21 protein-coding genes are annotated in these 21205 nt (G+C 69.1%); 13 read left to right on the forward strand and 8 right to left on the reverse strand.

Going from position 1 to position 21205, the window contains the following annotated elements; genetic code table 11:
• The coding region (locus NM1_RS12975; protein ID WP_068018858.1) for a hypothetical protein at positions 1-504 on the reverse strand (504 nt) is incomplete at its 3' end.
• A 286-nt stretch (positions 505-790) separates the two neighbouring features.
• Between NM1_RS12975 and NM1_RS12980 the strand changes: the two genes are divergently transcribed.
• Positions 791-1246, forward strand: a complete 456-nt coding sequence (locus NM1_RS12980; RefSeq protein WP_068018860.1) for an SRPBCC family protein — start codon at positions 791-793, stop codon at positions 1244-1246.
• A 29-nt stretch (positions 1247-1275) separates the two neighbouring features.
• On the opposite strand, the gene NM1_RS12985 is transcribed toward NM1_RS12980, so the two are convergent.
• From NM1_RS12985 to NM1_RS12995, 3 genes are all read right to left on the reverse strand, one after another.
• Positions 1276-2499 carry a PucR family transcriptional regulator gene (locus NM1_RS12985; RefSeq protein WP_068018863.1) on the reverse strand — a complete coding sequence of 408 codons (1224 nt, stop codon included), beginning with the start codon at positions 2497-2499 and terminating at the stop codon, positions 1276-1278.
• A gap of 168 nt (positions 2500-2667) precedes the next feature.
• Entirely contained in the window at positions 2668-3057 is a 390-nt protein-coding gene (locus NM1_RS12990; RefSeq protein ID WP_068018868.1) for a VOC family protein, read from the reverse strand.
• 3 nt (positions 3058-3060) lie between these two features.
• Positions 3061-3384, reverse strand: a complete 324-nt coding sequence (locus NM1_RS12995; protein WP_068018872.1) for an ArsR/SmtB family transcription factor — start codon at positions 3382-3384, stop codon at positions 3061-3063.
• 104 nt (positions 3385-3488) lie between these two features.
• Here NM1_RS12995 and NM1_RS13000 point away from each other — a divergent pair, with 104 nt between their 5' ends.
• The 7 genes from NM1_RS13000 to NM1_RS13030 all read left to right on the forward strand — a co-directional run bounded on the left by NM1_RS13000 (position 3489) and on the right by NM1_RS13030 (position 12829).
• Positions 3489-4454 carry an SDR family NAD(P)-dependent oxidoreductase gene (locus NM1_RS13000; protein ID WP_068018874.1) on the forward strand — a complete coding sequence of 322 codons (966 nt, stop codon included), beginning with the start codon at positions 3489-3491 and terminating at the stop codon, positions 4452-4454.
• A gap of 76 nt (positions 4455-4530) precedes the next feature.
• Complete coding sequence (locus NM1_RS13005) at positions 4531-5907, forward strand: HupE/UreJ family protein (protein WP_147289177.1); 1377 nt, start codon at positions 4531-4533, stop codon at positions 5905-5907.
• Positions 5908-5987: 80 nt separating this feature from the next.
• Positions 5988-7211, forward strand: a complete 1224-nt coding sequence (locus NM1_RS13010) for an acyl-CoA dehydrogenase family protein (RefSeq protein ID WP_068018880.1) — start codon at positions 5988-5990, stop codon at positions 7209-7211.
• Positions 7208-8641 (forward strand): LLM class flavin-dependent oxidoreductase, encoded by a 1434-nt coding sequence (locus tag NM1_RS13015; protein WP_068018883.1) that lies wholly within the window; start codon positions 7208-7210, stop codon positions 8639-8641. Before NM1_RS13010 ends, NM1_RS13015 begins: the two co-directional genes overlap by 4 nt.
• Positions 8642-8704: 63 nt before the next feature.
• Positions 8705-10093, forward strand: a complete 1389-nt coding sequence (locus NM1_RS13020) for a styrene monooxygenase/indole monooxygenase family protein (RefSeq protein ID WP_068018886.1) — start codon at positions 8705-8707, stop codon at positions 10091-10093.
• 193 nt (positions 10094-10286) lie between these two features.
• Positions 10287-11420: a dimethylsulfone monooxygenase SfnG gene (gene sfnG, locus NM1_RS13025; RefSeq protein WP_068018890.1), complete on the forward strand. Its 1134-nt coding sequence runs from the start codon at positions 10287-10289 to the stop codon at positions 11418-11420.
• Positions 11417-12829 (forward strand): acyl-CoA dehydrogenase family protein, encoded by a 1413-nt coding sequence (locus tag NM1_RS13030; RefSeq protein WP_084519535.1) that lies wholly within the window; start codon positions 11417-11419, stop codon positions 12827-12829. Before sfnG ends, NM1_RS13030 begins: the two co-directional genes overlap by 4 nt.
• A 15-nt stretch (positions 12830-12844) precedes the next feature.
• Here NM1_RS13030 and NM1_RS13035 read toward each other — a convergent pair whose 3' ends face one another.
• Entirely contained in the window at positions 12845-13222 is a 378-nt protein-coding gene (locus NM1_RS13035; RefSeq protein WP_068018893.1) for a DUF5313 family protein, read from the reverse strand.
• Between the two features lie 58 nt (positions 13223-13280).
• Positions 13281-13748 carry a MarR family winged helix-turn-helix transcriptional regulator gene (locus tag NM1_RS13040; protein ID WP_068018896.1) on the reverse strand — a complete coding sequence of 156 codons (468 nt, stop codon included), beginning with the start codon at positions 13746-13748 and terminating at the stop codon, positions 13281-13283.
• 267 nt (positions 13749-14015) lie between these two features.
• Here NM1_RS13040 and NM1_RS13045 point away from each other — a divergent pair, with 267 nt between their 5' ends.
• Both NM1_RS13045 and NM1_RS13050 read left to right on the forward strand, forming a co-directional pair.
• Entirely contained in the window at positions 14016-15263 is a 1248-nt protein-coding gene (locus NM1_RS13045) for an MFS transporter (RefSeq protein ID WP_068019077.1), read from the forward strand.
• Positions 15260-16621 carry an LLM class flavin-dependent oxidoreductase gene (locus tag NM1_RS13050; protein WP_068018898.1) on the forward strand — a complete coding sequence of 454 codons (1362 nt, stop codon included), beginning with the start codon at positions 15260-15262 and terminating at the stop codon, positions 16619-16621. Before NM1_RS13045 ends, NM1_RS13050 begins: the two co-directional genes overlap by 4 nt.
• Before the next feature lie 22 nt (positions 16622-16643).
• Here NM1_RS13050 and NM1_RS13055 read toward each other — a convergent pair whose 3' ends face one another.
• Entirely contained in the window at positions 16644-17930 is a 1287-nt protein-coding gene (locus NM1_RS13055; RefSeq protein ID WP_068018901.1) for a beta-ketoacyl [acyl carrier protein] synthase domain-containing protein, read from the reverse strand.
• Between the two features lie 143 nt (positions 17931-18073).
• On the opposite strand from NM1_RS13055, the gene NM1_RS13060 reads away from it, so the two are divergent.
• The 3 genes from NM1_RS13060 to NM1_RS13070 are packed head-to-tail and all read left to right on the forward strand — an operon-like array spanning position 18074 to position 20396.
• The gene (locus NM1_RS13060) at positions 18074-19111 is read left to right on the forward strand and encodes a GlxA family transcriptional regulator (protein WP_068019080.1); all 1038 of its coding nucleotides are present in this window, start codon (positions 18074-18076) and stop codon (positions 19109-19111) included.
• Positions 19108-19344 (forward strand): RNA polymerase sigma factor, encoded by a 237-nt coding sequence (locus NM1_RS13065; RefSeq protein ID WP_068018904.1) that lies wholly within the window; start codon positions 19108-19110, stop codon positions 19342-19344. Before NM1_RS13060 ends, NM1_RS13065 begins: the two co-directional genes overlap by 4 nt.
• Positions 19345-19379: 35 nt before the next feature.
• A complete protein-coding gene (locus NM1_RS13070) occupies positions 19380-20396 on the forward strand; it encodes an NADP-dependent oxidoreductase (protein ID WP_068018907.1) in 1017 nt (338 codons plus the stop codon).
• An 11-nt stretch (positions 20397-20407) separates the two neighbouring features.
• On the opposite strand, the gene NM1_RS13075 is transcribed toward NM1_RS13070, so the two are convergent.
• Entirely contained in the window at positions 20408-21196 is a 789-nt protein-coding gene (locus tag NM1_RS13075; protein WP_068018910.1) for a carbon-nitrogen hydrolase family protein, read from the reverse strand.
• Positions 21197-21205: the final 9 nt, after the last annotated feature.

Below are 21205 nucleotides of genomic sequence, written 5' to 3' on the forward strand. Positions count from 1 at the left end.
TGCGCGGGCCCAAATCTCGCGGACGGCGACTGCCGCGAGGGTGAGTATCAGGGCGGGGATCGGGCTGAGGTCGACGTTCCAGCCGCCGGAGGTGGCGAAGGTGATCCCGGCCGCGGCGATCACCGGTGCTCCGACCGTGAGCAGTCCGGCGGGGATCCGTCGCACCGTGAACGCCTCGATGACGGCCGCGAGTACGACGGCGACGAGCGTGAGCGCGCCGTAGAAGGCGGGGGAGACCAGCACATCGGAGCTGCCGTCGGTGAGGACGTAGTCGGCGTAGTGGCGGTATTCCGCCAGGTCGTTGTAGGCGACCCAGCCGAAATCGCCTCTCCCGTAACCGGTTCCCGCTCCGAAGCGCCACCCGCCGGAGTCGAATCGATACACCCCTCCGGCCATCACGGTGGCGATCACGAACACCCACCAGCACACGTGCTCGCTCACCCGGGCTATGCGGAACAGCCGGTATCGACGCCCGGGAGTGGTCTGCTCGTCGTGTGTGTCCATATCCACCTTCGCTGTCGAACGAGCTGTCAGGAATCCAACGTGGCGGGGAAACCGCACTGCCGCGTCAGGTTCGCGTCGGCGGCCAGGTCATGACCATACGACTGCACTCGCGGCCCGCACTCGGTGATCCTCGCCGCACACTCGGCTGCCTCAGGTCCAGCCGTACGCGGATCCGGCCCGGACGGACACAATCCGGTCCGAGACGGCGAATTCGACCGCGAAGCGGCGAACGGTGTCCGCGCAGGCCGGGTGGCGCCACCCTGCGGCCGGATGCTTCGATCGGGGTATGACCGCGGAACAGCACATCGTCACTGCCAGCCGGGAAATCGCCGCCGGGGCGGACCGGATCTTCGATCTGATCGCCGACCCGTCCCAGCAGCCGCGCTGGGACGGCAACGACAATCTGGCGGAATCGGCTGCGGGACAACGGCCGACAGCCGTCGGTGACGTCTTCACCATGACGCTGACCAACGGTCACGTCCGGGAGAACCACGTGGTGGAGTTCGACGAGGGCCGCCGGATCGCCTGGCGGCCTTCGGAACCCGGCGCCGAGCCGCCCGGGCACCTGTGGCGCTGGGAGCTCGAGCCGGTGGACGACACGCGCACCCGGGTCACCCACACCTACGACTGGTCGCAGTTGACCGACGAGAAGCGCCTTGTTCGCGCCCGCGCCACCACGGCCGACAAGTTGCAGGCGTCGGTCGACCGGCTGACCGCTATCGCCGAAGGGTCGGTTTCCTGAAGGTGGCCCGCCGAAAACTCTTCGGCCCGTTAGCGATTGGTGCGGTAGCTGCTCGCGACCAGGGCGGAGCGCAGGTACCACAGCCCGGCCGGTTGGGTGGGGTCGAGGCCGGTCAGCTGGGCGACGCGCTTGAGCCGGTAGTCGACGGTGTTGGTGTGCACGTGCAGGGCCCGCGCGGTCTGCTGGCGATTGAGGTTGGTGCCGATGTGCCTGCGGAGGGTGTCGAGCAGTTCGGGGTGCGTGTCGAGCGCGTCCAGCAGCGCGCCGAGGTGTTCGCGGCCCGGCCCCGGCCGGGTGAGCTGGTATTCGAGCGCGAGCTCGTCGAAGCGGTACAGCCCGGGGCTGCACTGCAGGCGCTGCACCATGTCGAGCAGCTCGTGCGCGCGGCGGGCGGCCGTGGGAATGTCGGCGGCGTCGGCGTCGACCACGGCCGCGGTGACCGGCACCTGCGCATTGCGGGAGACGAACGCCACGAATTCGTCGAGATCGCCGTCGGCGAGCGTCTCGGCGGGAATGAGCAGGGTGCCGCCGTCGACGCTGAGCAGCGACAGCGCGGTATCGGCGCAGCGGTCGGCCAGCGCCGCCTGCACCCGGCGGAGTTTGCGCCGCGCGACCACCTGCCCGTTGATCGCCGGATTGCGTTCGTCGGGATGCTGCGGAAGCGCAACGGCCACAACGTGGTACGCCTCCGCGATCTCGATCCCGGATTCGCGGGCCATCACCGAGGTGGGATGCCCGGCGAGCAGGGCCGAGGTGAGCGTGTGCACTGCGGTGTGGTGTTCGCCCACGACGCCGCGCAATTCGCGAACGTAGGCGCGCGACACCGTGGCGTTGATGGTGTCGAGCACGTCGAGCAGCCGCCGTGACGCCCCCTTGACGCTGTCGATGTCGTCGGGGGTGGCGCGGTCGAGGATGAGATCGAAGCCGATCTTGAAGCCCTCGTGCAGGGCGTGCTGGATGGTGTCGATCGGGATCCCCTCGCGGGCCCAGTTGGCGGCGGCGTGCTCGAGCCGGGCCGTCTTGTCGGGGACGTCGGTGCCGTCGAGCATGCTGATGGCCAGCTCCAGGCAGGCGCGGGTGACGGCCGTGATGTCGCCGCGCAGCGCGTCGCCGGGCAGCGTCCGGCACGGTGCGACCGTATCGACGAAGTGGCCCACCATCTTTCGCGCGAGTGCCCGCACGTCCTTGAGCGGCGAGGTGACCGGCTGCCCCGACATCGTGAGGTCCCGGTGGGCGGTGCTGATGGCCGTCATCGTCGATTCCCTTCCGCTGCCGCGGCATTCGCGTAGCACCTCACGGTAACGCTTCGGTCACGGTTCGAAACACCGACCGATGAAGGTTCTGTGACCAGGGCGGGACCCCGGTGACGCGGGGTTGTGAGCCGTCACTAGCGGCGGGAATGTTTGTGAGAGTTCACAATGTCAGGCCTTGTGCTGGGCGATCTGGATGAGGTTGCCGCAGGTGTCGTCCAGGACGGCGGTGACGACGACGCCGTGGTCGAGCGGCTGCTGGGTGAACTGCACGCCCAGCCCGGACAGCCGCTCGTATTCGGCCTGGATGTCGTCGACGGCGAAGGAGGTGTACGGGATGCCGTCCTCCACCAGCGCCTGTTTGAACGGCCCCGCCGCGGGATGGCCGTCGGGCTCGAGCAGCAGTTCGACGCCGTCCGGATCCTGCGGGGACACGACGGTGAGCCACTTGTATTCCCCGACCGGGACGTCGGTCTTCTTCACGAAACCGAGCACCTCGGTATAGAAGCGCAGGGCCCTGTCCTGGTCGTCGACCAGCACGCTGGTCACGTTGATGCGCATGTTCTACTCCTTCAGCCAGCGGTCGGTGAGATTCCGCAGTGGTTCGCGATTCAGGTGATGGAATTTGTACCGGCCCTCCCGGCGGGCGGTGATCAGCCCGGCGGCGGCGAGCACGTCCAAGTGCTGCGAGATGGCCTGCCGTGTGGACGACAGTTGATGCTTCATGGTCAGTCTGCCGCACAGCTCGAACAGGGTCTGTCCGTCGCGCTCGGCGAGTTCGTCGAGAATCACCCGCCGCGTGCTGTCGGCCAGCGCCTTGAACACCTCGCCGGTATCGAGGTCGTTGTCCACGAGGCCAGTATAGGCAAGTCGATACTTGCCTGTCATGTCGTGGTGATTCCGCGCCGGGAGAGGCGCACAATCGTCCCGGTCGGCGCTGCATGCCGGAGTACTCTGGGTGCGTCTCGGTTCGGCGCTTCCGAGGAGGCGGCATGTCAACGATCGTGATGACCGGCGGCACTTCGGGATTCGGGGCCGTGGCCGCAACGCGGATGCTGGAGGCGGGGGAGGTCCGGCTGATCCTGGGTGCGCGTCGTCCGGGCGCTGCCGGAGCGACGTTCGTGCCCGAGGCGACGCCGACCGATGTGCCACCGTCCGATACGGTCCGGCCCGAGCCGATACCGGTCGATCTGTCCGAGCTCGACTCGGTCCGGGAGTTCGCGGCGGTGACCCGGGAACGGCTGGGCGACAATATGATCGATGCCTTGGTGCTCAACGGCGGCATGATCCGTCCCGATGTCGCGGGCCGGACCGCCGAGGGGTTCGAGACGACCTTCGCCGTCAACCACCTCGCGCACTATCTGCTGCTGCGCCTGCTGCTGCCCGTCCTGGCCGATCGCGCGATCGTGGTGCTGACCACCAGCGGCACCCACGATCCGGCCACCGGTGCCGGCCTGGTGCCGCCGCGCCACGCCGACGCGCAACTGCTGGCGCATCCGGATCGCGATCCGGACCTGGACTCCCGGGCGAGCAAGGCGGGCCAGCATGCCTACACCGCCTCCAAGCTGTGTGCCGTACTCGTCGTCCGGTCCTTGTCGGAGCATCCCGACGCGCAGGGCGGGCGGCTCACGGTCATCGCCTACGACCCGGGCCAGGTGTTCGGCACCGGGCTGGCCAAGGATCTGTCGCTGCCCCTGCGGGTGGCCTGGTCGCTGTTCGGCACGCCCCTGGGGTGGCCGCTGCGCCGCTTCAGCCCCACCCTCAACTCCCGGACGGATGCGGGAAATACGTTGGCCGACTTGGCCCTCGGCCGCAGCGCACCCCCGCCCGGCCGGACCTACGCCGCCCTCCGCCGGGGTCGGCTGACCTGGATCGAACCGTCCGAACTGGCCCGGAAACCCGAAGTGGCGCAAGCGCTCTGGAACGACAGCGCCAAGCTGGTCGGGCTGCCCGCCTGAACCGCACGCGAGCCGTCGCGAAAGATAGGTTGATCGACCGATTCGGGCATGCCCGTGCGCTGTGCATCATCGACCGGTGATACGAACCCTCCGGCGAGCGCTGGTCGCGCTGGGCTGCGTCGTTGTCGTCGTGCTGTGCAACCCGATTGCCGCATCGGCGCATCCGATGCCCGGCACCACCGTGCTGCTCGATGTGGGCGAATCGGCGATCGAAGCCGAATTGTCGATCCCCACGGCCGATCTCGCGGAGGCCAGCGGTATAGATGTCGACACGCGACCGCAGCTGTCGGCCGACGCCTCCGCCGGGCTGGCGAGCTACCTGCGCGAGCATATGCGGCCCGCCACGCCGGACGGCGTCCCGTGGACCGTCGAGATCGGCGATATGCGCCTGGACTATGCGGACCGGTCGGTCACCGGTTCGTACCGGGAACTCGTCGTCCATGCGACGCTGACCCCGCCGGCCGGGGCCGATATGCGCCGTTTCGTCTTGGGCTACGACGCCGTCGTGCACAAGGTCGTCACGCATATCGCCCTGGTCTCGGTCCGGCAGGACTGGGGCGCCGGGCGCGTGGATGCCGGGAACGAGGCCGGGCAGGTCGGTGTCGTCCGTATCGACGCCGAGTCCCTGACCGTGCCGCCGCTGTCGGTGGATCTGACCGACGGCAGCGCGTGGCGGGGATTCGCCGGGATGGTGGTGCTCGGTGTCCATCACATCCTGGAGGGCACCGACCACCTCCTGTTTCTGTTCACCCTCCTGCTACCGGCGGTGTTGAGAGCCAGGGCGGGTCGCTGGTATCCCGACAACGACTGGCGGCGCGCCGTGCGGCACATCCTCGCTGTCACGATCGCATTCACCGTGGGGCATTCCGTCGCGCTGGTGGTCAGCGCCCTGAGTCGGCTGGAGATCCCCGCGCGCCCGGTCGAGACGCTCATCGCCGCGACGATCCTGGTGGGCGGTGCGCACGCCGTCCGGCCGCTGTTCCCGGGCCGGGAGGCCGTCGTGGCCGGGACATTCGGGCTCGTCCACGGCATGGCGTTCTCGTTCACCCTGGCCGAACTGAAGTTGTCCACCGGCCAGCTGGCGCTCAGCGTGCTCGGGTTCAATCTCGGTATCGAGGCCGTCCAGCTGCTGCTGGTCGCGCTCGCCCTGCCGCCGCTGCTGGTACTGGCCACCACCCGGGCGCAGCCGGTCCTCCGTGTCGGCGGTTCCCTCCTGGTGATCATCGCCGCCCTCGGCTGGGCCTTCGATCGACTCGGAGTCGCCAACCCGATCGCCCGTGCCGCGGACCTGGGCGGCACGATGATTCTGCCGACCGTCGTCGCCGCGGCGGTTGTCGCCGCAGGGGCGCTGGCAGCCCGGGCGCTGAGACGGCGGCCACGTCGACTGGAACCGCTGGGGCCGCCTGTCGAGGGCCTGGTCGCGAGCCAGTCCGCCGCGAATCCAGGCCGGTGAGCAGCACGGGACGAGGCGTGGTTTCGATCGTGGTGCGCTTAAGGGGTGAATGAGGTCGGCGGTCGGGGGATCGTCTGCGCATGACCTCCACCGCTGTGCCCGCCCGCTCCGACAGCGAACTCGACGAGATCTTCGCGCCGCTGTTCGAACAGATCGCCGCCGGCGCCGTCGACCGCGAGATCGATCGGCAACTCCCGTACGAGGAGGTGAACAGGCTGCGCAAGGCCCGGTTCGGCGCGCTACGGGTACCCGTGGAGTTCGGCGGGTACGGCGTCGGCGTGCGGCAGTTGTTCCGGCTGCTCATCGAGCTGGCGGCGGCGGAATCCAATATCCCGCAGGCATTGCGGGTGCACTTCTCGTTCGTCGAGGATCAGCTGCTCGCCGAGCCCGGACCGGTGCGGGAGCGGTGGCTGCGCGCGGCCGGTGACGGCGCGCTGGTCGGCAATGCGATCTCCGAGCCGGGTGTCGGTGCGGCCGACCGGTATCGCACGCGCCTGACCCGCGACGGGGACCGCTGGCTGCTGAACGGGGTCAAGTACTACAGCACCGGGTCGCTGTACGCCGATCACATCCTGGCGGCGGCCGACCGGGACGGCGAGCGGATCGGGGTGCTCGTCGACGCCCACGCGGAAGGCGTGCGGCAGCACGACGACTGGGACGGGTTCGGTCAGCGGCTCACGGCCAGTGGCACAACGGAATTCACCGATGTGGTGGTGCCCGACGACCGCGTACTCGGTCCCGGCTACGGTGTGCCCGGACCGACCTATTCGACCGCGTATCTGCAATTGGTACAACTGGCGGTGCTCGCGGGCATCGCCCAGCGCGCCGAACGCGACGCCCGCGAATGGGTCGCGCAGCGCACCCGCACCTACACCCACGCGCCCGCCGACCTGCCGCGCCACGATCCGCTGGTGCAGCAGGTGATCGGCCGGCTGTCCGCGGCGGCGTTCACCGCGCGGGCGAGCGTGCTCGCGGTCGCCGACATTCTCGACGAGGTGCTGGACGCCGGCGCCGGCGACGAAAAGGCGCTGGTGGCAGCGGAATTGGCCGCAGCTCGCGCGCAGCTTGGCATCATCGATACGGTGTTGCCCGCGACCAGCCTGCTGTTCGAGGTCGGTGGCGCGTCGGCGACCTCGGAACGGCTACGGCTGGACCGGCACTGGCGCAATGCCCGCACCGTGTCCGTGCACAATCCCGCGATCTACAAGGCCCGCGCCATCGGCGACCACCTGCTCAACGGCGCCGAACTGCCGTTCGCGTGGAGCGCCGGTGAACGCGCCGCCACCGCCGGAGGTGCCCGGTGACGCGCCGAATTCGGTTCAACGCCTTCGATATGAACTGCGTCGCCCACCAGTCGCCGGGGTTGTGGCGCCATCCCGACGACCGGTCGCACCGGTACACCGACCTGAACTATTGGACGGATCTGGCAATCCTGTTGGAACAGGGGCGTTTCGACGGCCTCTTCATCGCCGACGTGCTGGGCACCTACGACGTGTACGGCGGCAACGACACCGCCGCGCTGCGCCACGGCGCCCAGATTCCGGTGGCCGATCCGCTGCTGCTGGTCTCGGCGATGGCCGCGGCGACAAGGCATCTCGGGTTCGGTATCACCACGGGTACCGGATTCGAGCATCCGTATCCGTTCGCGCGCCGCCTGTCCACCCTGGACCACCTCACCAACGGCCGCATCGGCTGGAACGTGGTGACCGGCTATCTGCCCTCCGCCGCACGCAATTTCGGCGCCGACGACCAGCTCGGCCACGACGAGCGCTACAACCAGGCCGACGAGTACCTGGAGGTGCTGTACAAGCTGTGGGAGGGCTCCTGGGAGGACGACGCGGTGATTCGCGATGCCGCCCGGGGCATTTACGCGGACCCGTCGAAGGTCCATCACATCGGGCACCGCGGCCGCCACTACACCGTTCCGGGCGTGCACCTGTCGGAGCCGTCCCCGCAGCGCACCCCGGTGATCTACCAGGCGGGCGCCTCACCGCGCGGGGTCCGGTTCGCGGCCGAGAACGCGGAGGCCATCTTCGTGGCCGCGCCGTCGAAACGAGTGCTCGCACAAACGGTGTCGAGAATTCGCGACGCGCTGCAGGAGGCCGGGCGCGATCGTTACGCCGCCCGCGTGTACGCGCTGTCCACCATCGTCACCGCGGGCACCGACGCCGAGGCGCGGCGCAAGCACGAGGAGTACCTGTCCTACGCCAGCGTCGAGGGCGGGCTGGTGTTCATGTCGGGGTGGATGGGCATCGACCTGTCCCGCTACGACCTGGACGATCCGATCGGGCAGGTGGAGAGCAACGCCATCCAGTCGGCCGTGGCCGCGTTCCAGGAGGCCGACGACGACGGCCGCGAATGGACGGTGCGCGATATCGGCCGGTGGGCCGGGATCGGCGGGATGGGGCCCGTCTTCGTCGGATCGGGGCAGACGATCGCCGACCGGCTGCAGGAATGGGCGGACGACACCGACGTGGACGGCTTCAATCTCGCCTACGCGGTGACGCCGGGAACCTTCGAAGACGTTGTGCGGCATGTGGTTCCGGTGCTGACCGAACGCGGAGCGTATCCGGCGGAGTATGCGCCGGGAACATTGCGCAACGCGTTGTTCGGTGCCGGTGATCGACTCCCGCAGGAGCATCGCGGCGCCCGGTATCGACTCGGCGGACCGGGATCGACCGCCCTGCCCGATGCGGTCTCCAGGCCGGGCATTTCCCTCGCGGGCCGGTCGTAGGACTATCGATTCCCGCTGATCGCAACACTCGAAAGCGGCTCGTGCGCAACGGAGTATTCCGTTATGACGACACAGAATTCCCGCTCCGGTTCCACCCGCTCGGCCGCGATCGTGGGCGCCGGCCAGACCGGCGCCACCGCGGCGCTCGGCCTGCTCGACGCCGGGTTCGATGTCACCGTGTACAGCGATCGCGATCAGCGTTCCCTGCGCGACGACGTACCCGCGACCGGCACCGCCCTGATCTTCGGTGAGGCGCAGGCCGCCGAGTCGGCGCTGGGCTTGTCCACCTATACCGATCGGGCGCCGCTGCACAGCGGGCTCACCGTCCGTATCGCCGGTCCCGACCGCGCCGAACTCATCGAATTCGACGGCGCCTTCGACGATTACAGCGGCGTCGCCGTCGACACCCGGTTGAAGGCCGACGAACGGCTGACCGCCTTCCGGGAACGCGGCGGCCGCTTCGTCGTCGAGGCCGTGACGCCGGAAAAGCTCGATTCCATTGCCGCCGCACACGATCTCACGCTTGTTGCCACGGGCAAGGGCGGACTGTCCGAACTGTTCCCGATCGACGACGAGCGCACGGTGTACGACGCCCCGCAGCGAACCTTGTTGACGCTCACCGTCACCGGGCTCGGTCACGACGCGAATGTCTTCGCGCACCGCAGCCCCGCGGGCGGCGGGCGCAGCGGCTTCTCGATCCTCGGCGATCAGGGCGAGGGTTGGTGGGGGCCGTACCTGCACAAGGACGCCGGGCCGAGCTGGGCCTTCCTCGGCTGGGCGAAACCCGGCAGCGAGTGGGAAAAGCGTTTCACCGCAGCCGAATCCGCGGAATCCGCGCACCGGATCGTGGTGGACCTCTACCGCGACCACCTGGACTGGGATCTGCCCGAGGTGCTCGCCACCCGCGTGATCGCGGAGGACGAGCATTCCTGGCTGCGCGGCGCGGTGCGGCCGGTGTTCCGGGCGGGGCTGGGGCACACCGCCGGCGGGCACCCGGTCGCCTCGCTCGGCGATACGGCCGTCGCCTACGACCCGATCGCGGGCCAGGGCGCACAGAGCGGGCTCATCCAGGCGCAGCGGCTGGTCGCTGCCGCCGCGGCCCACGAGGGCGCCTTCGACGGCGCCTGGATCACCGCGCAGCACAACGGTTTTCTGGCGGCGCGCGCGGAAGCCGCCGCACACGTCACCCGCCTGTTCCTGAGCGATCCGGCGCTGGGCGAGATCGGCGGAAGGTTCTTCTCCGCGGCCGCGGTCGATCCGCGCTTCGCCTCGGCCCTGGTGGGCCTGCTGCATCGGCCGCAGCCGTTCGCCGGGATCGAAACCTTGGACGCGGCCGACGAGTACATCACCGCGGTCACGGGCACGGCGGCCGCCGAACTACTGGCGCGCTTCGAGCCCGCCGGACGGTTCTCCCGTTCTACGTACCTCACTCCCACGGCTTCCCGGCCGTAATGCCCGCATATCGAGTCGCTGCAGCGGCACGGTGGACGGTGGGCGGGATGGCAGCTGCCTCCCGGGATCGGATCGGACCGATTCAAACCCTCGCAGGCCGCCGCGCCCGGTGGTGGAGTGGGGCGCACACCGGGCGCAGGTTGCCGCGCCCGGTGTGTCACCACCGGTCGCCGACCATTGCCGGGAGCAGCGTATGACCACCGAAAACATCGCCGAGCAGATCCGGTTCGCGTACTGGGTGCCCAATGTCAGCGGGGGACTGGTCACCAGTGACATCGAGCAGCGGACCAGCTGGGACTTCGAATACAACAGGAAACTGGCGCAGACCGCGGAGCGCAACGGCTTCGAGTACGCGCTGTCGCAGGTGCGCTACACCGCGTCGTACGGGGCCGAGTATCAGCACGAGTCCACCTCCTTCAGTCTCGCGCTGCTGGGCGCGACCGAACGGCTGAAGGTCATCGCGGCGGTGCATCCGGGACTGTGGCATCCGGCGGTGCTGGCCAAGTTCGGCGCCACCGCGGATCACCTGTCGGGCGGACGGTTCGCGGTCAATGTCGTATCCGGTTGGTTCGCAGGAGAATTCACCGCCCTCGGAGAGCCGTGGCTCGAACACGACGAACGCTACCGCCGGAGCGCGGAATTCCTCGAGGTGCTGCGCCGGATCTGGACCGAGGACGAGGTGAACTTCGGCGGCGACTTCTATCGGATCCGCGACTTCACGCTGAAGCCGAAGCCGCTCAACACCGCGCGGCGGCCGAATCCCGAACTGTTCCAAGGCGGTAACTCCACCGCCGCCCGCCGCAACGGCGGCCGCTTCGCCGACTGGTACTTCTCCAACGGCAAGGATTTCGACGGCGTCACCGAGCAACTGGACGATCTGCGCGCGGTCGCCCGGGCCCACGATCGCGAGGTGAAGTTCGGCCTGAACGGATTCATCATCGCCCGCGACACCGAGAAGGAGGCGCGCGACACCCTCCGCGAGATCATCGACAAGGCGAACCGCCCTGCGGTGGAAGGCTTCCGGGACGCGGTACAGCAGGCCGGGGCCGCCACCCGCGACCGCACCGGCATGTGGGCCGACTCCACATTCGAGGATCTCGTCCAATACAACGACGGCTTCCGGACCCAGCTGATCGGCACCCCGGAGCAGATCGCGGAGCGCATCGTCGCCTATCGCGATCTCGGGGTCGACCTGATCCTGGGCGGGTTCCTGCACTTCCAGGAGGAGATCGAGTACTTCGGCGCGAAGGTGCTGCCGCTGGTGCGGGAACTGGAGGCCGCGCGCACCCCGGCCCCACCCATTCCGGCCGCGGTCGCGGGCCGATGACCGCCGTCGCGGCCGACCGGATCGCCTCGGCGGCGCATGCGTACGAGGTGGCCCGGCGCTTGGCTGACGGTTTCGCGACCGGGGCGGCACGACGCGACCGCGATCGTGAACTGCCGCACCGGGAGATCGACGAACTGGCGGCCAGCGGGCTGCTGGCGATCACCGTACCGGCCCATCTGGGCGGTCCCGACCTGCCGCCGAGCGCGGTGGCGGAGGTGGTGCGCATCCTGGCGGCGGCCGATCCGAATATCGCGCAGATTCCGCACAGCCACTTCGTCTACGTGAACCTGTTGCGGCTGGCGGGATCCGCCGACCAGCGGCGGCGGTATCTCGGGCAGGTCCTCGACGGCGGGCGGATCGCCAACGCCCAGTCCGAGCGGTCCGGCGCCACCGTCGCCGAGATCAGCACCACGGTGCGTCCGGCGGGTGGCCGACTACGCATCGACGGCGTCAAATACTATTGCACCGGTTCGCTTTTCGCGGATGTACTGGCCGTACTGACCAGGCTCGACGACCCCGAGGAGAGCAGCGGCCTGGAGCCGGGCGAGTACATCGCGTACCTGCCCGCCGAAACTCCCGGCGTGCGAATCATCGACGACTGGAACGGAATCGGGCAGCGCACCACCGGCAGCGGGACCGTCTCGTTCGACGGCGTGGTGGTCGAGCCCGGGCAGCTGGTCCCGCGCTCACCCGCGGTCCGCGCGCCGACCGGTTACGGCGCCTTCGCACAGCTGCTGCACGTCGCCGTCGATGCCGGGATCGCCCGCGGGGCACTCACTGCCGCAACGGATTTCGTGCGCGCCAAGAGCCGCCCGTGGTTCGAGGCGGGAGTGGAACGCGCCGTGGACGACCCGCTGCTGATCCAGCGCTTCGGTGAACTGGCTGTCGCCGTGACGGCCGCCGAGGCGACCTTGGCGGCGGCGGGGGCGGCTGTCGATCGCGCCGTCGGTGCGGGGCCCGGCGTGGGTACCACGACCGGCCCGGAGGTCGCAGCGGATTCGCGGTCGTCCGAACGTGATCCGGCGCGTCCCGCCGACCGAGATGGTGCGTCGGGCGCTGCTCGGAATCGAGCAGGGCGCCTTGTGTCGGACGAGCCGTACGGGCGGGCAGCCGACGAATCGGCCGGTCTTGCCGACAGAGCCGCTGTCAGGGCTGTGGACGAGCCCGTGGCTGCAGCGTCGCTGGCCGTGGCGGCGGCCAAGATCCTTGCCGACGGCGCCGCCAACGAGGTGTCGTCCGCCCTGTTCGAGGTCGGCGGAACCCGCAGCGCCGCAGCAGATCTCAACCTGCACCATTTCTGGCGCAACGCCCGCACCCACACCCTGCACGATCCGGTGCGCTGGAAATATCAGCACATCGGGCGCACCCTGTTGCACGACACCCCGCCGCCCCTGCACGGTGTCATCTGAGCGCAGCGGCTCGGATTACCCCCGCCCGTGCCGCTGTTCGTAGGCGGCGTGCTCGGCCTCGGCGCGGCGGCGCTGGCGGACGTCGGCGAGTGCGGGGTCGAGGCCGTGCTTGCTCAGGCGGTGGCGGCGGTAGACGTACATCAGGGCGATGGTGAAGTAGATCAGCGGGATGTACAGCAGCGCCATCATCGACAGGCCCATCCACAGCGGCCCCGGGACCAGCAGGAACAGGCACAGCGGGAGTAGCACGGGGATGAGGAAACGCACCAGGTAGCGGCGCGCGGCGCCCGCTCCGGTGAGGTCCTCGAGCACCCATTCCCGCATCGAGGGCGGCAGTGTCGCGCCGCAGATGTAGCGCACGCGCTGGATGGGATTCGGGGTCTGCCTGCTCACTTGTACTCCCTGCGTCGTGCGCCCGGATCGCGAGGGGCGCAGGTGTATTCGGCCGCGTTCATGCGCCTGCGGCCGCCGCGTGTCCGGCGCGGCGAGCGGCCTCGTTGACCCGGGTGAGGATGTCGCGCAGCTCCTCGAGATCGGCGAGGCTCACGCCGAGCCGTTCCACGACCGCGGGCGGGATCCGCTCCGCGTCGCGGCGCAGGGCCCGCCCGGCGTCGGTGAGATCGATCAGCAGGGTGCGTTCGTCGTGCGGGTCGCGGCGGCGGGTGATGAGCCCGGCGGTCTCGAGCCGCTTGAGCAGCGGCGACAGCGTGGGGGAGTCCAGTTGCACCGCGTCGGCGATGGCCCGCACCGACATCGGTGCCTCACCCCACAGGGCCAGCATCACCAGGTACTGCGGATGCGTGAGCCCCATGGGTTCCAGCAGCGGCCGATACACGGCCAGCACCGATCGGTTGGCCACGGCCAGCGCGAAACACACCTGCCGGTCCAGCCGCAGCGGATCGTCCCTCTCGACGGCCATCCATCACCTCCGCGGCCGTACATTACCGCGCCAATAGTTAATGCACAAACTATTCGTGCGAACAGGGTGATCGTGCTGCGGTTGGGGGCTCGATCCGGTAGTTCCAATCAGAAGGACGGTAACCCTCGTGGATCGTCCCGGTGTTGCCTAGCGTTCGCCGACGTGATCTTCACCCAACGGACGCCGACGCCCGCGGCCGGCCCGGTCGATGGGGCGACGGGGTCGTCCACGTCCGAAACCCCGCCGCGATCAGTGGCTTTGGGCAGCGTGATCGGCACGACCATCGAGTGGTACGACTTCTACCTGTACGCGACCGCCGCGGCGCTGGTGTTCAAACCGCTGTTCTTCCCGAATATTTCGCCCACCGCCGGAACGCTGGCCTCGTTCGCCACCTATGCGGCCGGGTTCGGCGCGCGTCCCCTCGGCGCCGTCATCTCGGGTCATCTGGGAGATCGCCTGGGCCGCAAGGCCGTTCTGGTCGGCGCGCTGCTGCTGATGGGGATCACCACCGCCGCAATAGGCGTGCTGCCGACCTACGCGCAGGTGGGCCTGCTCGCACCCGCGCTACTGGCGACGCTGCGGGTGCTGCAGGGCCTGGCCGTCGGCGCGGAATGGGGTGGTGCGGCGCTGCTTTCGGTCGAGCACGCACCGCCGGGGCGGCGCGGGTGGTACGGCAGCTTCACGCAGCTCGGTTCGCCCGCCGGGATGCTGCTGGCGACGGCGGTCTTCTACCTGGTGCGCGCCGTGCTGGGCGAGGAGGCGTTTCTCGCTGGGGGATGGCGGATTCCGTTCCTGCTGAGCGTCGTGCTCGTGGTTGTCGGGCTGCTGATCCGAGTGCGCCTCACCGATGCCGAGGTCTTCGGCAAGCTGCGGGAGCAGGGGGATATCGCCCGCCTCCCCGTCGTCGAAGTGCTGCGCGAACAACCGCGAAATGTGCTGCTGACCATCGGATTACGGTTATCGCAGATCTCCCTGTTCGTGCTGCTCACCACCTACTCGCTGAGCTACCTGCAGGACGAGTTCGGCAAGGGCAACTCGGTCGGCCTGTTCGCGGTGCTGCTCTCGTCGGTGCTCGGCCTGGTCAGCACGCCGATATGGGCCAGGATCTCGGACCGGGTGGGCCGCAGGCCCCCGTATCTGTTCGGTGCGGTCGGCGGGCTGGTGGCGCTGGCGCTGTTCTTCGTCGCCGCCGAAACCGGTTCGCGGGCAGCGGTGGTCGTGGCGATCGTGGTCGGCGTGAACGTGGCCCACGACGCGATGTACGGGCCGCAGGCCGCCTGGTTCGCGGAACTGTTCGCCACCCGGGTGCGCTACAGCGGCGCCTCCCTCGGCTATCACGTCGGCGCCGTGCTGTCGGGCGGATTCGCCCCGCTGATCGCGGCCGCGCTGCTGACCGCGGGCGGCGGAAACCCCTGGCTGATCGTCGTCTACTTCGCGGTGCTGACCGCACTGACGTTCGCGGCGGCCTGGTCGGCGCGCGACACCTATCGAGACCGAATCGGAGAGGCATCATGAGCCGGATCTACCTGAACGCCTTCGATATGGCCTGCGTCGGGCACCAATCGGCGGGCCTGTGGCGCCATCCCGACGACCAGGGCCACCGCTACCGGAAGCTCGCGTACTGGACCGAACTGGCCCGCACCCTGGAGGCCGGTGGCTTCGACGCGCTGTTCCTGGCCGACGTGCTCGGCGCGTACGACGTGTATGGCGGATCACGTGATGCGGCGGTCGCCGACGCCGCCCAGTTCCCGGTCAACGATCCGGCGATGGCGGTCTCGGCGATGGCCGCGGTGACCGAGACGCTCGGATTCGGCCTCACCCTGTCGCTGACCTACGAACAGCCCTATGCGCTCGCCCGGCGCATATCGACGCTGGATCACCTCACCGACGGCCGGGTGGCGTGGAACATCGTGACCTCCTATCTCGACAGTGCGGCCCGCAATCTCGGTCTGGGCCGGCAGATTCCGCACGACGAACGGTACGAGATCGCCGACGAGTATCTCGAGGTCTGCTACAAACTGTGGGAATCGTCGTGGGAATCCGATGCGGTGGTTCGGGATTCGGCGCGCGGCGTCTACACCGACCCGGCCAAGGTGCACGACATCGAGCACAAGGGGCGGCATTTCACGGTGCCCGGACCGCATCTCAGCGAGCCCTCGCCGCAGCGGACGCCGGTGCTGTTCCAGGCGGGAGCCTCACCGCGGGGGATCCGGTTCGCGGCCGCGCACGCCGAAGCCGTGTTCGTCTCCGGCCCGACCCCGGAGGTGGTGCGCGGCCCGGTCCGTACCTTGCGCGCCGCGGCGGCCGAACTCGGCCGGGATCCCCGCTCCATCAAGGTGTTCACGATGCTCACGCCGATCGTCGCGGAGACCCGCGAGCGGGCCGTCGACAAGCTCCGGTCGTACGAGCGCCTGGTGAGCACCGAGGGCGCGTTCGCGTTGTTCGGCGGCTGGACGGGGGTCGACCTGTCGGAACTGGATCCCGACGAGCCGCTGCGCTACGTCGAAACCGACGCCAACCGCTCGGCTTTGGCGTCGTTCACCACCGCCGACCCGAACCGCACCTGGACGCCCCGGGAACTCGCGCGGACGATCGGCATCGGCGGCCGTGGCCCGGTGGTCACGGGGTCGCCGGGCGAGGTCGCCGACGAACTCGAACGCTGGGTCGACGAGGCCGACATCGACGGCTTCAACCTGGCCTACGTCACCACACCCGGCACCTTCGAGGACTTCGGCCGCCTGGTGGTGCCGGAACTCCGCCGCCGCGGCCGCGTCCCGGAAGCCTCGGCACCGTCCACGCTCCGCGAAAGGCTCGGCGGCAGTGGACCTTTCCTGCCTCGGGACCATCCGGGAGCCGCCTACCGCCGATCGTAGATTCCCACTATCGATACCGGATCTACTCCTCCTGTTCCGGCATGGCCAGGATCGCGTGCGCATTGGTGCCGGCGATTCCGAGCGATGTCACCGCGCCGTATCGGAATCCGTCGATCGGTTTCCAGGGCTGCGGCGCGGACGCGAAGGCGAGACGGGTTCTCGTCCAGTCGAATTCCGTCGTCGGGGGATCGACGTGGAGTGTCGGCGCGATCAGTCCGTGCACGCCGCAGAGCAGCACCTTGATCAGCCCGAGGATGCCCGCCGCCGCCTGCGCGTGACCGAGATTCGACTTCACCGAGCCGAGCAGCGGGCCGACCGTGGTCGCTTCGCCCGGACCGAAAACACTGCACAGCGCGGTCAATTCGGCGAGATCGCCTGCGCGAGTAGCGGCGCCGTGCCCTTCCACGAGCCCGAGATACTCCATCGGGATCCCGGATTCGGCGATCGTGCGGCGGATCAAGCGTTCTTGTGCCCAGGCGTCGGGCATGGTTATGCGGTGGCGGCCGCCGTTGTGGTTGATGCGCGAGGCCAGTAGCCGCCCATAGATTCGGTGACCGAGCCGACGAGCACGAGACTCGAGCTCCAGGACGACGACGCCCGCTCCTTCCGCCCACACCGTGCCGCAGGCGTCGTCGGAAAACGGTCGGCAACGACCGTCGGGCGAGAGCCCCAGAACCATTGCCGACTCCGTGAATACCGATGGTTGCCCCATGACGCAGACCGCGCCCGCCAGCGCCCAGTCGCACTCGCCGTCCCGGACCGCCGCGGCGGCCAGATGGACCGCGGACAGCCCGGACGAGCACGCGGTATCCACGCTCATCGACGGACCGTCCAGCCCCAGACAATGGGATATCCGCCCGGACACTCCGGCCGGTGTCATTCCGGAGCGTCCTTGATGTTCGGTGTAGGAAACGCCGAAATAGCACCCCGCCGATGCCCCGCGCTGGTCCGCCGGATTGACCCCCGAGTGTTCCAACGCGCGCCAAGCGACTCGCAATGCGACCCACTGTTGCGGGTCCATCGCGACACGTGCTTCGGAAATCTTGATGCCGAAGAATTCCGGATCGAACATCGTTGCGTGCGACAGGAAGCCACCGGCATCCGGCACCGTGCCGGGTATGTCCGTTTCGGTCGAAACTATTGTGTCGACCGGCCATCCTCGGTCCCGAGGAAACGGCCCGATAAGTTCTCGCTCGCCCTCGAGGGCCTTCCAGTACGAGAGCGGATGATCGATCCCTCCGGGAGCTTCGACACCGATGCCGACGATCACGACGGGATCGGTTTTCGCTGTTGAGACAGCCTTGCTCATCGAGCGCCTTCCTGTGCAGAGTCGCAAACGCCGCACAGCGTAGAACGGGCCCATACGCCCGGGGAGGCACCGGAAACGACAGATTACGCACGGTCGGCGACACGGGCGTCGCGAATGCGGCCGACGGTGCAACCATGGGCAACATGGACGCCGCTGTACTCATCGTCGACGATGTCGCCGACTTCGGTCTGGCCGCGTTGCTCCATACCTTCGATACCGCGAACCGATTGCGCTCGAAACTGGAATCCGCCCCGCCGCCCTGGAACATCCGGTACGTCGCGGTCGGCGACAGCGCCCGGACCAGCAACGGCTTCACCGTCCCGACGACGCCGGTGAGCGACCTCCCCGACGACGTCGATTTGATGATCGTGCCGTCGGTGCACATCACGGAACCCGAACCGCTGATCGAACTCGTGTCGTCGCCGGTGAGTGTGCCGATCCTCGACGCGATTCGACGGGCACACAGCCACGGCGTCCATGTCGCGGCGGCCTGCGCCGCGACGTTCTACCTGGCCGAGGCGGGAGTGCTGAACGGTTCACCCACAACGACCAGTTGGTGGCTGGGCCCGGCGTTCCGGCGCAGATATCCCGCCGCCGATCTGGACGAAGGCCGAATCCTGTGTCGCGGCAACCGTGTGACCACGGCCGGTGCGGGACTCGCCCACATCGACCTCGCGCTGTCGTTCATCCACGCGCAGAGTCCGACACTCGCCGAACTCGTTCCCAAATACATGACCGTCGGCAACCGCGGTAACCAGGTGGACTTCGCGATACCCGAGGTCGTGGCCCGAGGTGATTCTCTGACCGCCGAATTCGAACGCTGGGTCCGCAGTCACCTCACCGATCAGTTCCAGCTCTCCCGTGCGGCGCGTCACCTCGGGGTCACCGCGCGCAGCCTGCAACGCACGCTGCAGGGCGAGCTGGGAATGTCACCCATGGACTTCGTCGACGAGATCCGGCTCGAGCGCGCAACCCACCTGCTCGGCACCACCTCGCTCACCGTGGATGCGGTCGCAACCCAGGTCGGGTACCTCAGTGCGGCCGCACTGCGCGGCCTGATCCGCCGTCGCCGCGGCATGTCCATCGCCCAGATACGGACCACCCACCGCACCGTGTGCCGTCCCGGATCAGTCCGTTCCGGCGACGAACCGGCAGTATCGACCGCTCGACAGGGCCGGTGACGCCGCCGCGCGCGAAGGAGCCTGCGGCCGATGAGGGCCAATCGGGCGATGAGCCGGTCCGCGCGGCTCTCGCCGCATTGCCCGCCGATCAGCGGCGCACGGTTGTCGCCGCCTACTACGGCAGGCAATCGGTCCGCCAAATCGCCGCCGACCAGGGTGTTTCGGAGGCGACCGTCGCCTCGATCATGCATGTTGCCCTGGCACGGCTGAGGGTCACGCTTCGCGAAAGGTAGGGCGGCAGTGGGCCTAGCATGATGCGGTGCGTCCGATGGGGAAGATGATCAATCGGCAATGGGTGCTGCGGCGGCGTCCGCAGGGCGAGTTGCGGGACAGTGATTTCGAATTGCGGGAGGTGCCGACGGCGGATCTCGCGCCCGGCGAAGCGCTGGTGCGGGTGGAGTGGCTCGGGATCGACCCCACGCAACGGGGCTGGTTGAACGCGGGCGACAACTACCTCGAGCCGGTCCCGCTGGGTGCCGTCATGCGGGGCAGCGGCGTCGGCGAGGTGATCGCGTCGAATTCCGCGGCCTATCCCGTGGGCTGCCGGGTGGCGGGGATGGTCGGGTGGCAGGACTACGCCGTCGCCTCGGAGCAGGGACTGTTCGGGCTCAACGCGGTGCCGCCCGGTATCGAACCGAGGCTGATGCTGAGCCTGTTCGGAACGACCGGGCTGACAGCGTATTTCGGTATCACCGATATCGGGCGGGCCCGGGCCGGAGAGACCGTGCTCGTCTCGGCGGCAGCCGGAGCGACCGGATCCCTGGCCGGTCAGATCGCGAAGGCGCTGGGCTGCACGGTGATCGGGATCGCGGGCGGGCCGGAGAAATGCGACTGGGTGACCGGTAAGGCCGGATTCGACGCCGCGATCGACTACCGGAACGACGATATCGGGGCGCGATTGACCGAGCTGGCGCCGCAGGGGGTGGACGTCTTCTTCGATTGTGTGGGCGGCGCGGTGCTCGAATGCGGCCTGGACCATCTCGCCGAGCGCGCGCGAATCGTGCTGTGCGGAGCCATCGCGTCCGGATACGACGGCACCGTCCCGCCGACCGGACCGCGCAACTACATGCAGATCGCCCTCAAACGCGCGCGCATGGAGGGCTTCATCTTCCTGGACTACGCCGAGCGCTTCCCCGAGGCATTCGGCCGCCTGCTCGGCTGGCACACCGCGGGGAAACTGCTTGTCGCGGAACAGATCAGCGACGGCCTGGAAGCGGCCCCGGCGGCCCTGCGGGGCCTGTTCCGAGGCCACAACCTCGGCAAACAACTGGTCCGAGTCGGCTGATCCGTTGCGGCTCAGTACTTTCGGTTGGCGAGGACCGGGAGCGTCCGCCGCACCGCCTGTACCCGGCCTGGATCGATATCGGTGATCAGCAGGTCGGGCTCCGCGCCCAGGGCAGCGACGATCTGGCCGTCGGGGGCGACCACGAGGCTGTGGCCCACGCCGCGCGGGGCGGGGGAGTCGCTGTCGGTGGTGGGGCGGGCCTGGTCGCAGGCGGCGACGAAGGTGGTGGAGTCGAGGGCCCGGGCGCGGGCGAGCAACTGCCACTGGTCGGCCTTGCCCGGGCCGTCGCCCCACGAGGCCGCGACGACGATCAGGTCGGCGCCGTCGTCGGCCAGCGCCTGGAACAGGCCGGGGAATCGCAGGTCGTAGCAGGTCGTGAAACCCACACGGGTGCCGTCGATATCGAGCACGAGCGGCTTGTCGCCCGGCGCGACGGTATCGGATTCGGTGTAGCCGAACGCGTCGTAGAGATGGATCTTGTCGTAGTGGGCATCGACCCCGCCCCCGGTGACCAGCAGCGTATTGCGCACCCGGTCACCGTCGGGGCTGAACATCCCGGCCGCCACGGTGATGCCCGCCCGCTCGGCGATCAGCCGGACCGCCTCGGCCCACGGCCCGTCGACGGGCTGGGCCACCTCGGCGAGCGAGCCGCCGCCGAAGCAACGCATCATCGCCTCGGGAAACACCACCAGCCGCGCCCCGGCCGCCGCCGCGCGGGCCGTGTACGTCTCGAGGGCGGCGAGGTTCTGTTCCGGGTCCACCGCGCTGGTGACCTGGGCCAGACCGATTCTGGTGAGCATGATTTCGTT

It is taken from the genome of Nocardia mexicana NBRC 108244, from assembly GCF_001613165.1.
Taxonomy (GTDB): Bacteria; Actinomycetota; Actinomycetes; order Mycobacteriales; family Mycobacteriaceae; genus Nocardia; species Nocardia mexicana.